This is a genomic window from Pseudomonas sp. MNR3A (genome assembly GCF_009650575.1).
In the GTDB taxonomy this organism is placed as follows: Bacteria; Pseudomonadota; Gammaproteobacteria; order Pseudomonadales; family Pseudomonadaceae; genus Aquipseudomonas; species Aquipseudomonas machongensis.
In genome coordinates this window covers 106,104-119,391 of record NZ_VZZS01000016.1, presented here as the reverse complement: position 1 = coordinate 119,391, position 13,288 = coordinate 106,104, and the positions used below count along the sequence as shown (strand labels likewise).

The 13,288-nt window shown below is 62.6% G+C and carries 13 protein-coding genes; 7 read left to right on the top strand and 6 right to left on the bottom strand.

Annotation, left to right across the window (positions count from 1 at the left end; genetic code table 11):
* The first annotated feature begins 33 nt into the window (after positions 1 to 33).
* From F6X62_RS12260 to F6X62_RS12245, 4 genes are all read left to right on the top strand, one after another.
* Positions 34 to 951, top strand: coding sequence for a LysR substrate-binding domain-containing protein (locus F6X62_RS12260; protein ID WP_112898264.1), 918 nt, complete (start codon positions 34 to 36; stop codon positions 949 to 951).
* Between the two features lie 425 nt (positions 952 to 1,376).
* Positions 1,377 to 1,904, top strand: coding sequence for a (2Fe-2S)-binding protein (locus F6X62_RS12255; protein ID WP_153773655.1), 528 nt, complete (start codon positions 1,377 to 1,379; stop codon positions 1,902 to 1,904).
* A complete protein-coding gene (locus F6X62_RS12250; protein WP_153773654.1) occupies positions 1,901 to 2,902 on the top strand; it encodes a xanthine dehydrogenase family protein subunit M in 1,002 nt (333 codons plus the stop codon). Before F6X62_RS12255 ends, F6X62_RS12250 begins: the two co-directional genes overlap by 4 nt.
* Positions 2,899 to 5,097, top strand: coding sequence for a xanthine dehydrogenase family protein molybdopterin-binding subunit (locus F6X62_RS12245; RefSeq protein ID WP_153773653.1), 2,199 nt, complete (start codon positions 2,899 to 2,901; stop codon positions 5,095 to 5,097). The genes F6X62_RS12250 and F6X62_RS12245 overlap by 4 nt, the downstream gene beginning before the upstream one ends.
* Positions 5,098 to 5,177: 80 nt before the next feature.
* Here F6X62_RS12245 and F6X62_RS12240 read toward each other — a convergent pair whose 3' ends face one another.
* Positions 5,178 to 6,188 carry an alginate lyase family protein gene (locus F6X62_RS12240; RefSeq protein ID WP_178117546.1) on the bottom strand — a complete coding sequence of 337 codons (1,011 nt, stop codon included), beginning with the start codon at positions 6,186 to 6,188 and terminating at the stop codon, positions 5,178 to 5,180.
* 312 nt (positions 6,189 to 6,500) lie between these two features.
* Between F6X62_RS12240 and F6X62_RS12235 the strand changes: the two genes are divergently transcribed.
* Entirely contained in the window at positions 6,501 to 7,400 is a 900-nt protein-coding gene (locus tag F6X62_RS12235) for an SDR family oxidoreductase (protein ID WP_153773652.1), read from the top strand.
* Here F6X62_RS12235 and F6X62_RS12230 read toward each other — a convergent pair whose 3' ends face one another.
* Positions 7,401 to 8,684, bottom strand: coding sequence for an MFS transporter (locus F6X62_RS12230; protein ID WP_256674031.1), 1,284 nt, complete (start codon positions 8,682 to 8,684; stop codon positions 7,401 to 7,403).
* Between the two features lie 67 nt (positions 8,685 to 8,751).
* Here F6X62_RS12230 and F6X62_RS12225 point away from each other — a divergent pair, with 67 nt between their 5' ends.
* Positions 8,752 to 9,165 (top strand): helix-turn-helix domain-containing protein, encoded by a 414-nt coding sequence (locus tag F6X62_RS12225; protein WP_153773651.1) that lies wholly within the window; start codon positions 8,752 to 8,754, stop codon positions 9,163 to 9,165.
* Positions 9,166 to 9,178: 13 nt separating this feature from the next.
* Here the strand turns inward: F6X62_RS12225 and F6X62_RS12220 are convergent, their stop codons facing one another.
* A complete protein-coding gene (locus F6X62_RS12220) occupies positions 9,179 to 9,685 on the bottom strand; it encodes a peroxiredoxin (RefSeq protein ID WP_125929905.1) in 507 nt (168 codons plus the stop codon).
* Between the two features lie 206 nt (positions 9,686 to 9,891).
* On the opposite strand from F6X62_RS12220, the gene F6X62_RS12215 reads away from it, so the two are divergent.
* A complete protein-coding gene (locus F6X62_RS12215) occupies positions 9,892 to 11,262 on the top strand; it encodes a gluconate:H+ symporter (protein WP_153773650.1) in 1,371 nt (456 codons plus the stop codon).
* A 48-nt stretch (positions 11,263 to 11,310) separates the two neighbouring features.
* Here F6X62_RS12215 and F6X62_RS12210 read toward each other — a convergent pair whose 3' ends face one another.
* From F6X62_RS12210 to F6X62_RS12200, 3 genes are all read right to left on the bottom strand, one after another.
* On the bottom strand, positions 11,311 to 11,814 hold the full coding sequence (locus F6X62_RS12210; RefSeq protein ID WP_153773649.1) for a hypothetical protein: 504 nt from the start codon (positions 11,812 to 11,814) through the stop codon (positions 11,311 to 11,313).
* 107 nt (positions 11,815 to 11,921) lie between these two features.
* Entirely contained in the window at positions 11,922 to 12,512 is a 591-nt protein-coding gene (locus F6X62_RS12205) for an HD family hydrolase (RefSeq protein WP_153773648.1), read from the bottom strand.
* Between the two features lie 3 nt (positions 12,513 to 12,515).
* A complete protein-coding gene (locus tag F6X62_RS12200; RefSeq protein WP_153773647.1) occupies positions 12,516 to 13,115 on the bottom strand; it encodes a TetR/AcrR family transcriptional regulator in 600 nt (199 codons plus the stop codon).
* Positions 13,116 to 13,288: the final 173 nt, after the last annotated feature.

Below are 13,288 nucleotides of genomic sequence, written 5' to 3'. Positions count from 1 at the left end.
CCCCGAATAAAAATAACGCTTTGGAGAATCTGTATGCGCTCGGTAAACGACGCGGCATCGCCACTGCCACCGCTCAAAACCATCCAGGCTTTCGAGCAGGCCGCCCGGTTCGGCAACGTTGCCCGAGCTGCCGAGGTGCTGGACTTGACCCCCTCGGCGGTCAGTCATCAGCTTGCCAAACTCGAGGCCATGATCGGCAGACAGCTGTTCGTGCGTGGCGCACGTGGCGTAGCCCTTACCTCAGTTGGCCAGCAGTACTTGAAAGACGTCTCGGGTATCCTGCACAGCCTTGCCATCGCCACCGAACGTGCCAGCAGCGATGTCAGCCTTGACTGCCTGCGCCTGCACTCTTCACCGAGTTTCGGCCTGCTCTGGCTGATGCCGCGTCTCGAGGCGTTTCGCGAGGAGTTCCCGTCCATTCAGATCAATTTGTCATGCTCCTACGAGGCGCTGCATTTCAGCCGTGACAAGATCGACGTGGACATTCGCCATGGCGATCCGAACTGGCCCAGTTACGAAGTCCGCACGGTAAGTAACGAGACCTTCGAGGTGCTGGCGGCACCCAAGCTCCTCTCCCGCCACCCGGTGCATGATGCCAGCGACCTGCTCGATTGCGACCTGATCCTGTCCGAGGCGACCTTGTTGAGGTGGCCGGCGTGGTTTGCCCAGCACGGGCTGGCACGGCCCGAAAAACCCTATGCGCTGAGCTTCGACCGTTCCTATATGAGCCTGGAGGCCGCCAGCCACGGCCTGGGCTTCGCTTTGGAAAGTGGCTTGCTGGCCCAGAAATACCTGGAAGCCGGGACCTTGGTGAAAGTGGCGCCCGAGGCCCTGGGTGCACCGGTCGCTGCGCACCATCTGGTGTTTCCCAAGGCCCACGCAGCCTTTCCTAGGGTGCGGTGTTTTCTGCATTGGGTAGAGAAGGAACTGGGGCACCAGTTCGTTTTCTGATGCTTAAATATCCAAGTTTGAACGACACGCCGTCAGGCCATGGGGCACAGCGCACACTGATGCCCCCTCCCCCTGCTCCGCCAGCTGCGCTTGATACTGCTGCGGACTGACCCCGTGATATCGCGGGAACACGTTGGCAAGGTAACTCGCCGCCGGATGTGAAGCGACTATCGGCATTCGTCTAGAGGCTGCGCTGCCACTGCGTTTGCTCATGAAGCGAGCTCGGTGTTTGCATGAGCACCTCCGACCCAGACGCACTGTACCTGCTCACCAGCCTCTACGATGCCCGCATGGCCCACCAGCCGGTGCTGCCTGGCAAGAAGTGACCGCCACCTCGGCGACCCGGCTGAACGTTTAGTCAGCCGGGCCTGTCGCACGACAGAGACGCAGCACACTGCGCGTACCCTGACCGTGAGGACCTCACCATGAGCGCGATCTCTTCCAATGGGGCTGAAACGCACCCCATCTGTCTGACCCTCAATGGTCAGTCCCGAACACTGCAGGTGCATCCTTGGGTCACCTTGCTCGACCTGCTGCGTGAGCAATTGGACCTGGTCGGTACCAAGAAAGGTTGCGACCATGGCCAGTGCGGCGCCTGCACGGTGCTACGCGATGGCAAGCGCGTCAATGCCTGCCTGACCTTGGCCATCATGTGCGACGGGGCCGACCTGGTGACCATCGAAGGACTGGCCAGCGGCGACGTCCTGCACCCCATGCAGCGCGCCTTCATTACCCACGATGCGTTCCAGTGCGGTTACTGCACCCCGGGGCAGATCTGCTCGGCAGTCGGGTTGGCTCACGAGGGCCGTGCCGACAACCGGGAGGCCATTCGCGAGCAGATGAGCGGCAATCTTTGCCGCTGTGGTGCCTATGGCAACATCGTCGCGGCGGTGGAAGAAGCCCTGCCGTTGATGAGGGATGGGAACCAGCCACAACGAGGGCAGAATCTATGACGCCCTTCAGCTACTACAAGCCCAACTCGGTCAGCGAAGCGGTGAACCTGGCTGACGCCTGCTCGCACTTCATCGCGGGTGGTACCAACCTCGTCGACCTGATGAAGGAAAACGTGGTTCGCCCCACGCGCCTGATCGACATCTCCGGACTCGGGCTGAACGATATCCACCCTACTCCCGGCGGCGGTGTGCTGATCGGTGCACGGGTGAGCAATGCCGACCTGGCCTGGCACCCGATGATCGAGCAGCATTATCCATTGCTGTCAGACGCGATCCTGGCTGGGGCATCGCCGCAGTTGAGGAATATGGCGAGTACCGGTGGCAACTTGCTGCAACGTACCCGCTGCTACTACTTCTACGACACCGGCACCCCCTGCAACAAGCGCGAACCGGGCAGCGGATGCCCTGCGCGTAAGGGCATGAACCGCATCCATGCCATTCTCGGCGCCAGCGATGCCTGTGTCGCGACCCATCCCTCGGACATGTGCGTGGCATTGGCAGCGCTCGAAGCCGTGGTGCACGTACAGGGGCCGTCCGGTGAACGGCAGATACCCTTCGCGGATTTCCATCGCCTGCCCGAGGACACCCCCGAGCGCGACAATCAACTGGCGTTCGATGAACTGGTGACAGGCATCGAACTGCCGCCCCCAATGTTCGAACACCATTACCGTTACCTGAAAATACGCGACCGCGCCTCCTACGCGTTCGCGCTGGTATCAGTCGCTGCAGCCTTGAGCTTCGATGGCGAAGTGATCCAACAGGCCCGCCTGGCGTTGGGCGGCGTTGCCCACAAGCCCTGGCGGGACCTGGCTGTCGAGCGCATGTTGGTCGGCCAGGTGCCTTCTGAAGCCCTCTTCACCCGCGCCGCGCAAACGTTGCTGCAAGGTGCACAACCCCTGAGCCACAACGGTTTCAAAGTAACGCTCGCTCAGCGAGCAATCGTGCGTGCCTTGGATGACGCGGCGCGCGGCGCCGCTAACGGGGGAGCACGACCATGATCAAAAGCACACCAGTAGTCGGCACGCCAATGGACCGGGTGGACGGTGTGGCGAAGGTCACCGGGCAGGCCCGCTATGCGGGCGAATACCCCGAGGCGGGCCTGCTACACGGCAGCGTCGTGTCCAGTACCATCGCCCGCGGTCGGGTACTCGACATCGACAGCACGCAGGCCTTGCGCGTACCCGGGGTAATCGCCGTGCTCGACCATGGCCATCGTCCGCATATATCGAGTTATGACGACGACTATAGCGATGCCGACTCTGCCGAGGGCTCGCCGTTTCGGCCCTTGTTCAATGATCGAGTGCTCTACAGCGGGCAACCGGTAGCGCTGGTGGTTGCTCAAACCCTCGAACTGGCCCGGTATGCAGGCTCGCTGCTCAAGATCGACTATGCCGAAGAGGCTCACCAGACAGACCTGGGCGCATGCCAGCAGTCGCATCCGGCCCCCGCCGAAACGCCGGCGCCACGTGGCGACTTCCCCGGGCAGTTTGCCGGTGCGCCGGTGCAGGTGGATGCGACCTACCTGACGGCCAACGAGCACCACAACCCGATGGAGCCCCATGCGTCGACCGTGCACTACAAGGCCGACGGCACGCTGGAAATCCACGACAAGACCCAAGGCACGCAGAACTGCCAGGACTACCTGCACAAGGTGTTCGGCCTGCCCAAGGCCAATATTCGTGTGCGCGCGGCGTTCGTCGGCGGAGCCTTCGGCTCGGGCTTGCGCCCGCAGTACCAGTTGCCGCTGGCAGTGATGGCGGCGTTGCACCTGAAGCGCTCGGTGCGCGTGACCCTGACCCGCCAACAGATGTTCACCTTTGGCTACCGGCCCCGCACCGAGCAACGCTTGCGCCTGGGGGCAGACGCAAACGGGCGCTTGCTGGCAATCGCTCACGATGCGCTTGGCCAGACCTCCCGATTCGAGGACTTCACCGAGCACCTGGTGGAATGGAGCGGCATGCTTTACCAGTGCGACAACGTCACGCTCAGCTATCGCTTGGCCTCGCTCGATGTGTACACCCCGCTGGACATGCGGGCACCTGGGGCCGGGTCCGGGATGATTGCGCTGGAATGCGCTATGGATGAGCTCGCTTGTGCAGCGAAGATCGACCCGGTAGAGCTGCGCCGACGCAATTTCGCCGCCAACAATGGCAACGAGGGCAAGCCCTACTCCAGCAAGGAATTGCTGGCCTGCTACCAGCAAGGTGCCGAACGTTTTGGCTGGCATGAGCGCCCCCCCCAACCGCGCAGCATGCGCAATGGCAACCAATTGATCGGCTGGGGGATGGCCGGTGGCGTCTGGGAAGCCATGCAGATGAAGGCCAGCGCCAAGGCGCGCATCAATGCCAAGGGCCATCTCACCGTCAGCAGTGCCACCACCGATATCGGGACCGGCACCTATACCGTCATGACACAGATCGCAGCCGACGCTGCCGGCACCAGGGTGGAGGATGTCACCTTCGTGCTGGGTGACTCTTCACTGCCCACCGCACCGCTTCAAGGCGGATCGTTCACGGTGTCGTCAGTGGGCTCGGCCGTGCGCCAGGCCTGCCAGGTTCTGCGCACCAAGGTGCTGGAGCATGCGCGCAACCTGTACCCCCAAGTGGCCAGCACCCCCTGGGAGCAGATCGTTTTTGCCAATGGCTACTTGCACGCTGGTAGCCAGCGTTGGGCCTTGGCGGACATCGTGGCGAGCGCCCCCGACGGTGAGTTCGAAGTGCAGATCGACGCCGAGCCCGGCGCCCGGCGCCAACCGTTCTCCACCGCCACGCATTCGGCGGTATTCGTGGAAGTCCACGTCGACGAAGACCTTGGCACGATCAAGGTGGTACGTGTGGTCAGCGCTGTGGCCGCTGGGCGCGTGGTCAACCCGAAAACCGCGCGTAGTCAGATCCTGGGAGGCGTGGTGTGGGGGGTGGGAATGGCTCTGCATGAAGCAGCGCTGACCGACCATCGGTTGGGCCGCATCGTCAATCACAACCTCGCGGAGTACCACATCCCGGTGAACGCAGACATCGAGGATATCGACGTGATCTTCGTTGAAGAGCACGACGAGATTGTCAATGAGCTCGGGTCCAAGGGCGTGGGCGAAATTGGAGTGGTCGGGGTGGCCGCTGCGGTGGCCAACGCGGTCTACCATGCCACGGGCAAGCGTGTGAGGGAGTTTCCCATCACGCTCGATAAAGTGCTCTGATCGGGTGGGGCCAAGTCCCCACCCGCCTTGCGCTGTCGGCAGCGCGCTCGGTCTCCTGCTTGACCGCTTCGATCTTGAATTCAGCGTAATCCGCGACTGGCCATCAACGTAAGGTCCCCACCCAGTCGCGGCTCACGAAATGGTCCGGCAGCATGCATCATGTCGAACAATTCGGGATGGCGCGTGCGCAAACGGTAGAACTCCACCCAACCACTGGACCCTCTGGGTTTTGCTTGCGCTTGCTTGACCCCAGTCTCTCGTTCGAACCCGCTGGGGTTCGCATAACCCTCAGCCACTCGGTCGGCAAGCCGCTCAATGGCCCGGCCGTTGTAGGCGTACCAGTCCTCGCCCTGCATCCGTGCCAACTCGGCCATGAGCACCAACGGCGCGATGGCATAGTCGTGATAATGCAATGCCAAGCGCTTGCGGGCCATTTCCATGGGCAGGCTGCCGTCCGGTTGAATGGCATTGATGCCGGTGCGATAGATCCCCTTCGCTTTTTGCATCAGGTCAGGGTCATGGGTTGCCACGGCCGTCGCCATTACACCGATGCCGGTCCAGTAGTAATGATTGTTGCGCTTGTGCTTCGGGTTTTCCCAATAGGCCAGATTGAGCGCCGTTAACCTTCGCAGCCAATTGGTTATCACCCTGCGTTGCTCGGGCGTCGCAAGCGCCTCTGTCTTCAAGTAAGCCAGCGCAGCGGTGCCGTGAGTCCATTGCCGGGTGTAGTCGGGCTGGTCATTGTTCGTATGTACCATGTCCCCAAGCATCGCGCCTGCGCTCGCCCAAGCATTCAGCCAGGCCAATGCGCAGCGCCCTGCCCCTTGATCGTTCTTGCCCAGGTAGTCGTCGGTCATGACCGTCAACCGGTCGGAGAAGTCGTGAAAGGGTTTGAGCTCTGCCTCGCTCTCGGCCTTGAGGCGCGGATCGACCTTGGAATGCGCGGCATCGGTGTAATAGCCGATGCCGCCGATTGAAGTCTCGGCGGGTGGCGGTGCGCTGCATGCGAACTCCTGCGCCAACGCCATCGAGGATGCCCCCGACAGCAGGCCTGAAGACAGCAGATACATCAAAGCCAAGCGATTGATCATGCTGCGCGCACCCAGATTGATAAGGGAATGTCGAGTCGTATCGGTGAACAAGGCTCTGCTGCTTCGGCAGCGGCGTCAATGCTGCTGCACATTAAACTTTCAGCCCCCACGCGCGCGGGGTTTGCCCACCTTCTTCTGACGATAACTGTTTACGTAGATGGAATTCTAATAACGAATTCTCGGTGATTATTCATGCCCATGCATCCCGTACTGTAGGGGTCATATCCCACTCGGTAGCGCGGTGCATACCCACGACAGCGCGATGAGATCCGGATAACTCGTCCCTTTCTTGTCTCCCAGGAGTGACATGACATGCCCCAGATCATCCTCGTTACCGGCGCGTCATCTGGCTTCGGCCTGATGACCGCCAAGGCCCTGGCCCACGCCGGTCATACCGTTTACGCCTCGATGCGCGAAACCCAGGGCCGTAATGCACCGCGAGTGCTGGAACTCGCCCAATGGTCGAGGGATAACGCTTCGGACCTGCGCACCGTCGAGCTGGACGTGCAATCGGATGCGTCCTCCATGGCGGCCATCGCACACATCATGAAGGACGCCGGGCGCCTCGATGTGCTCGTGCACAATGCCGGCCATATGGTGTTCGGCCCGGCGGAGGCGTTCACCCCGGAACAACTGATGCAGCAATACGACGTCAACGTGCTGGGCACGCAACGTGTGAACCGCGCTGCCCTGCCCCACCTGCGCAAGCAGGGCAAGGGGTTGCTGGTCTGGGTCGGGTCCTCATCCACGCGCGGCGGCACACCACCGTTCCTGGCGCCCTACTTCGCGGCGAAAGCTGCGATGGATGCATTGGCCGTGGCCTATTCGACCGAGCTGACGCGTTGGGGCATCGAGACCACCATCATGGTGCCAGGCGCGTTCACCAAAGGGACCAACCACTTCGCCCGTTCGGGCAAGCCGGCCGACACCGCCATTGCCGCGGAATATGAGAACGGCCCCTATGCCGATGTGCCGGGCAAGGCGCTAGACGGGTTGAAGCATCTGGAGCCTGACGACGCCGACCCTGCCGAAGTGGCGCGCGAGATCGTGCGGGTGGTTGGCCTGCCTTTGGGCAAGCGCCCGTTCCGTGTGCACGTCGATCCGTCCCAGGATGGCGCAGAAGTGGTCAACGCCGTGGCTGATCGGGTTCGCCGCGAGATGTACTACGCCATCGATCTGCAGGATCTGCTGTCGCCGGCAGTGATTGGCTAGTTATCCGTTGTGATTGCCCGTTTGCGCGACAGAAGACGCATAGGGGCCGCGCTTGCGCTGATCCAGCAGCGCAAGCGCGACGGCAAGCACACACAGACCCGCTGCCGACAGGAAGGTGATGGAGAAGGCTGTGCCAATGACCTGCGCCGAACTGTCGGCCAGGCCATGAGTTCCGAGCAGGCAGGCAAACAACAGCGGCAGCGCGGCGGCGCCGGTCATCAAGCCCAGGTTGCGCGACAGACCGAGCAGCCCTGACAGCAGGCCCCGGTATTCCTCCGTGGCATTGGCCATCACGGCGGTGTTGTTGGCTGCGAGGAACAGTTGGAATCCCGGTGTGACCAACACCAAAGCCAGTACATAGCCTGCAACGCCGATAAGCCTGGGCAGCACGGCGAAACACACCAGGCCTGCGCCGGCGATCAGCAGGCCGCCGAGCAGGGTTCGACGGGTTCCGAACCGGTCAACCACGCGCCCGGCGGGAACACCTGAGACTGCCGCGCCGATCGGCCCGGCAGCCATCACCACCCCCATCTGCGCATCGCTAAGCCCCAAGCCGAACGAAAGGAAAAACGGGCCCACCACAAGCGTGGACATCATCACCGCGCCTGCCAGAATGTTCATTGCCAGCGACGTGGCGACCCCCGGCCTGCGTAGTACGGCCAGCGGTATCAGCGGACGGGTTGAGGACCGCGTAATGCGTGCACTGGGGACCTTGGTCCGGGGTATGCCGGTCAATGTCAGCACCAGCATGCTGGCGCCGCACAGCAACAACAGAACGAATGCAGCACGCCAACCGAAGGCGCCAATCAACACGCCGCCCAGGGAGGGCCCCAGCGCTGTGCCGATGGCTGACATCGTTCCGAGCAGGCCCATTGCCGTACCCAGGCGTTCCTTGGCCACCAGGCCCTTGGCGATGGACAGCGGCAGCGCCATCAGCACCGCCGCGCCCAGCCCCTGGACTGCCCGCGCAACAATCAGCCAATCCAGCCCTGGGGCCAGGGCACAGGCACCGGAGGCCACGGTGAACACCCCCAGGCCGATGAGCAGTACGCGGCGACTGCCATACAGATCGCCCATCCGCCCCGCCACGACGATGGCTGCCGTCAAAGCCAGCAAGTAGGCCAGCACGACCCATTGCACCTGCTGCACGCTGACCGAAAACACCCGCGCCAGGCTCGCGAGCGCTACCGTGGCGATGCTGACCCCGAGCGAGGCCAGCAGGATCGAGCCTGCCAGCGCGGCCAGTACAGGCTTGTTCATCTTTGTAACTGGTTCATCGTTCATGGTTGACTTCTTGTTGATCGAAAGGCGATGGCCTACGATGCAACTTCAAGTCAACTTGAAGTCAAGCATGAAAATCGTCGATATCGGTGAGCTGGCGAAAAGCAGCGGTGTGACGACCTCTGCCCTGCGCTACTACGAGGAAGTCGGGCTGATCCAGTCCGTTGGCCGCAGTGGGCTGCGTCGCCAGTACAGCGAAGACACCCTGCTGCAACTTGCCCTGATTTCGCTGGGCAAGGCCGCCGGCTTTTCGCTGGAGGAGATCAAGGGCATGTTCGGCAAGGACCGCAAGCCGGACCTGCCCCGCCCGGCTCTGCACCAGCGCGCCGATGAGCTCGACCGCCAGGTCCGCAGGATGACAGCGCTCAGCAGCTTGCTGCGACACGTCGCCGAATGCCCGGCGCCGTCGCACCTAGTCTGCCCGAAGTTTCGCAAGTTGCTGCGTATGGCCTGCCTTGAGGGCCTGCCATATGAAAAAGGCTGAACGCTACCTGGCCCTATAACTGTTGAACCCACTTCAACATGCTCTGCGCATCGCTGACCTCGAACTTGCCGGGCGCCTCGACCGCGAGGTGCCTGACCACGCCATCTTCGACCAGCATCGCGTAACGCTGGGAACGATGGCCCATGCCGCGAGCCGACAGATCCTGGCTCAAACCCAGGGCTTTGGCGAACTCGCCATTGCCGTCGCCAATCATCTTCACCGCATCGCCTACTTGCAGGCTGCTGCCCCAGGCATTCATGACGAAGGCATCGTTGACGGAAACGCAGAGGATTTCGTCGATACCCGCCGCGAAGAACGCGTCGGCCGCCGCAACATAGCCGGGGACGTGACGTTCGGAACAGGTAGGGGTGAAGGCGCCGGGCAAGGCGAAAATAACCAGTTTGCGCTGCTGGCAGCGCTCGCGGATGGAAAACGCGTTCGGGCCGATCGCGCAGGCGCCCTCCCCGTTGCTGTAGGCGTACAGCGTGATATCAGGCAGTGAATCGCCGGTCTTGATCATGACTCTCTCCTAGGGTGGGTGGGCTGCGCGTGGCGCGCGGCGGCCAGTTTTAGCAGGTTTGCGAGGACGATGCAGGGTTACGTGGTTTCTGAAAAAACTTTCATGTCTTGCAACCCTGAAAAACGGGATCAGCTAGTCGTCTATATGAATCCATCCGGTATATTCCTTCAAGAGACGTAACAAGACATTACAAGAAGGGGTTTCCGTTGGATATTTCACATGCCGCGTGGCTTGCCCACGACACCCGCCTGGTGCTCTGTTGCCTGGCGGCCATTACCACCATCATCGTGTTGATCAGCGTCACCAAGTTGCCACCCTTCCTTTCGATCCTGATCGGTACCTTCGTGGCCGGCCTGGGCGCTACCCTGCCGCCAGAGGAGGTGGCCAAGGCTTTCGGCAAAGGCGCTGGCAGTCTGCTGGGCGAGGCCGGGATCATCATTGCCCTGGGCGCGATGCTCGGCGCGCTGATGGCCGAGTCCGGGGCCGCTGATCGTATTGCCTCGACGCTGTTACGCCATGCCCGGGGCAAGGCGCTGCCCTGGGTGATGGCGCTGGTGGCGATGGTCATTGGCTTGCCGCTGTTCTTCGAAGTCGGCCTGGTGCTGATGGTGCCGGTGATCTTCGTCATCGCCCGTCAGTCTGGGCAGCCGCTGCTCAAGGTGGCGATCCCGGCGCTCGCCGGGATGACCACCCTGCACGCGTTGATGCCTCCCCACCCTGGGCCGTTGATCGCAGTCAGCGCCCTGCATGCAGACCTGGGGATGACCATGTTGCTGGGCCTGTGCATCGCCGTGCCGGCAGTGATCCTCGCCGGCCCGCTTTATGGTATCTGGCTGTCGAAACGCCTGGATGTGCAGGAACCCGCGGAACTGGGTGCGCTGTTCACCGCCAAGGTCGAGACCCGGCGCAAGCCAAGCTTCGCCGTATCGCTGCTGATCATCCTGCTGCCAGTGCTGCTGATGCTGGGCAGTACGCTGGCCAAGGTCGCCATGGCGCCGCAAAGCACCCTGGCGCTGACCCTCAAGTTTCTCGGTGAGCCGCTGATTGCCCTGGGGCTGGCGGTGATCGCTGCGGTGATCTGCCTGGGCTGGTCGATCGGTATGGCCCGTGACCAGGTCGGCAGCGTACTGCGCAAGAGCCTGGCGCCGATCGCCGTGCTGTTGTTGACCATCGGAGCCGGTGGTGGCCTGAAACAGACCCTGCTCGAAGCCGGCATCAGCGACACGATCAGCAAGGTGGCCAGTGGCGCGCACCTGTCGTACGTGCTGTTGGCCTGGCTGATCGCGGTGGCGCTGCGCCAGGCGACAGGCTCGGCCACCGTTGCGACCACCACCACTGCCGGTATTCTCGCGCCATTGATGGCGGGCCTGGCGACCACCCAGAGTTCGCTGGTGGCACTGGCCATCGGTGCCGGCTCGGTGTTCTTCTGCCATGTCAACGATGCCGGGTTCTGGATGGTCCGCGAGTACTTCGGGTTGCAACTCAAGCAGACGATCTGGGTGTGGTCGGTGCTGCAGACCATCGTCTCGGTGGTTGGGCTGGTCGGCACCCTGCTGCTGTGGCAATGGTTTCAGTAAGCGGCTAGTGACAGCGCAGCCACAGTGGCTGCGCTGTCGCCTCGGCGATCAGAGCGCTGGTGCCCTGCGGCGCTGCAACCTGATCCAGCAGGCCTGTACCGCTGCGCCTACCACGAAAATCCCCAACCATCCGGCCAACGCGGCGCGCACCAGCGGCGACTCGGGGCCGTCCGCCAATGGCTGGCCGCTTGGCAGTCTCGTCAGGGTTTCGTTGATCCCCGGTACCAGCAGCAGGAAGAAGCTGAAGGCGAATGCCAGCTGCGCCAGGTAGGGCCGCGCACGCCCCAGCAGGCTGAGCCTGGGGATGACCAGTGCCGCTCCGACCACCAGCAGCGCGAGGATGCCGAGCGCATGCCCGACGTTGAATCCGCCGGTACTGGAAAGGCCGAACGCGGTCAGTACCGACACCAGTATCCCGAACAGGTAACCGCGTGCAACTGGCTCCCGGGGCTCGATCTGATGATGGCGCGCATAGCTGTAGAGCCCGGCGACGAAGGTCGCCACGCTGACGGCGGTATGGATGGCGCCAAGGGTGGATACAGGGTGTGGCATGGCTGTGACTCCGTCTTTATGAATGGACTGCTACCGATTAGTAGGTAGGCCCAGAGCTGCAAAAAAAAACCGCTGCGCCTGCACAGCGGCTTTTCACCGTGAAAACCTCAGGGTTGCCCATCACCCGCAAAATGCCGCGCGATCCAGCGCTCGCAGAGCGCCCAGAGCTCGGGTGTGCCGCGCTGGATGACCGGCCCGTAGCGCTCGATGACCTGCTGGCGCGAAACACCGCTTTCGGACCAGGTGCCACCGCCGGTGAAGATGTTGATCAGCAGTGGCTGAAAACGGTCGAGCGCCTTGGCGAAACGCGCATCTGCGGTCTCGGCCTGCTCGAACTCCTGCCACAGTTCCAGCATCTGCGTGCCCTGTGGTTGCGGCAGCAGGCCAAACAGCCGCTGGGCGGCCTCGGCTTCCTGCTCGGCCTGCAACTGGCTGGACGAGCCTCCATGAATGGGGTAGTCACCGACGTCGATCTCCACGATATCGTGCAACAGCAGCATGCGGATGACCCGGTCGCTGTTCACTGCCCCGCTGGCATGCTCATTGAGGATCAACGCATACATGGCCAGGTGCCAGGAGTGTTCGGCGGAGTTTTCCTTGCGGCTCTGGTCCAGCAGCGGTGATTGGCGACGCACGCTTTTCAACTGGTCGATCTGGCGCAGGAATTCCAGTTGCTGTTCCAGAGGGCTTGGCAGCATGGCTCAGGCTCCGGGGGCCGGAATCGGTGTGATCAGCCTGTCGATCAGCGGCTGCGTGATGAGCCCGAATACGCCAGGCTCGCCATAGGCGCGGGCAGACAACATCGCGCCATGCACGGCAGCCATGAAGCGCTCAGCCTCAGCCTGAGGGGTATCGGAGAGGGTCAGACTGCCCACCTGCGCGCCGCGCTCGAGCACTGTGGTAATCCAGGCCGAGAGGCTGCGGAAATGCGCCCTCACCTCAGTGGCGACTTCGGCAGGCAATACCGGTATCTGAGTGGCGAGCAAGGCACACACGCAATAGCCCTTGCTGGCCTCGCCGACGCACTCCAGCCAATAGCCTATATAGGCCCTGAGCTGGTCGACGGGGGCGGGAAAGTAACGCTCCAGGGCAGCCATGCCGGCCTTGGCTTCTTCGCGGTATTGCGCGACCAGAACGCGCACCAGGTCCGCCTTGGTGGGGAAATGGTGATGGATGCTGGCTTTGCGTATACCGACGCTCTCGGCGATGTCGGCGTAGCTGAAGCTGTTGTACCCGCCCGTGATGATCAGGGTGCGGGCGCACTGGAGAATGTCGGAGTAGGTCGTGGATTGAGTGCTCATGAACGGCACCCTACCTCCTGGTAGGGACATGGTCAACCGCCGTGAGCGTTCTTTCATTCAGCCCGGTAATCCCAGAAGAGCACATTTGTACTCCACCGTTGCAAAGCCCATGTTTCCGGGGCTGGCCAGGGTGGAAATGGCAGAAGTTAAAATATTATTCACATGCGCTAATG

Coding starts and splice junctions, on each gene's coding strand:
- F6X62_RS12225 (WP_153773651.1), top strand. CDS start 8,752: ATGAAAATCGTCGATATCGGTGAGCTGGCGAAAAGCAGCGGTGTGACG.
- F6X62_RS12220 (WP_125929905.1), bottom strand. CDS start 9,685: ATGATCAAGACCGGCGATTCACTGCCTGATATCACGCTGTACGCCTAC.
- F6X62_RS12250 (WP_153773654.1), top strand. CDS start 1,901: ATGACGCCCTTCAGCTACTACAAGCCCAACTCGGTCAGCGAAGCGGTG.
- F6X62_RS12230 (WP_256674031.1), bottom strand. CDS start 8,684: ATGAACGATGAACCAGTTACAAAGATGAACAAGCCTGTACTGGCCGCG.
- F6X62_RS12205 (WP_153773648.1), bottom strand. CDS start 12,512: ATGCTGCCAAGCCCTCTGGAACAGCAACTGGAATTCCTGCGCCAGATC.
- F6X62_RS12255 (WP_153773655.1), top strand. CDS start 1,377: ATGAGCGCGATCTCTTCCAATGGGGCTGAAACGCACCCCATCTGTCTG.
- F6X62_RS12260 (WP_112898264.1), top strand. CDS start 34: ATGCGCTCGGTAAACGACGCGGCATCGCCACTGCCACCGCTCAAAACC.
- F6X62_RS12245 (WP_153773653.1), top strand. CDS start 2,899: ATGATCAAAAGCACACCAGTAGTCGGCACGCCAATGGACCGGGTGGAC.
- F6X62_RS12240 (WP_178117546.1), bottom strand. CDS start 6,188: ATGATCAATCGCTTGGCTTTGATGTATCTGCTGTCTTCAGGCCTGCTG.
- F6X62_RS12200 (WP_153773647.1), bottom strand. CDS start 13,115: ATGAGCACTCAATCCACGACCTACTCCGACATTCTCCAGTGCGCCCGC.
- F6X62_RS12235 (WP_153773652.1), top strand. CDS start 6,501: ATGCCCCAGATCATCCTCGTTACCGGCGCGTCATCTGGCTTCGGCCTG.
- F6X62_RS12210 (WP_153773649.1), bottom strand. CDS start 11,814: ATGCCACACCCTGTATCCACCCTTGGCGCCATCCATACCGCCGTCAGC.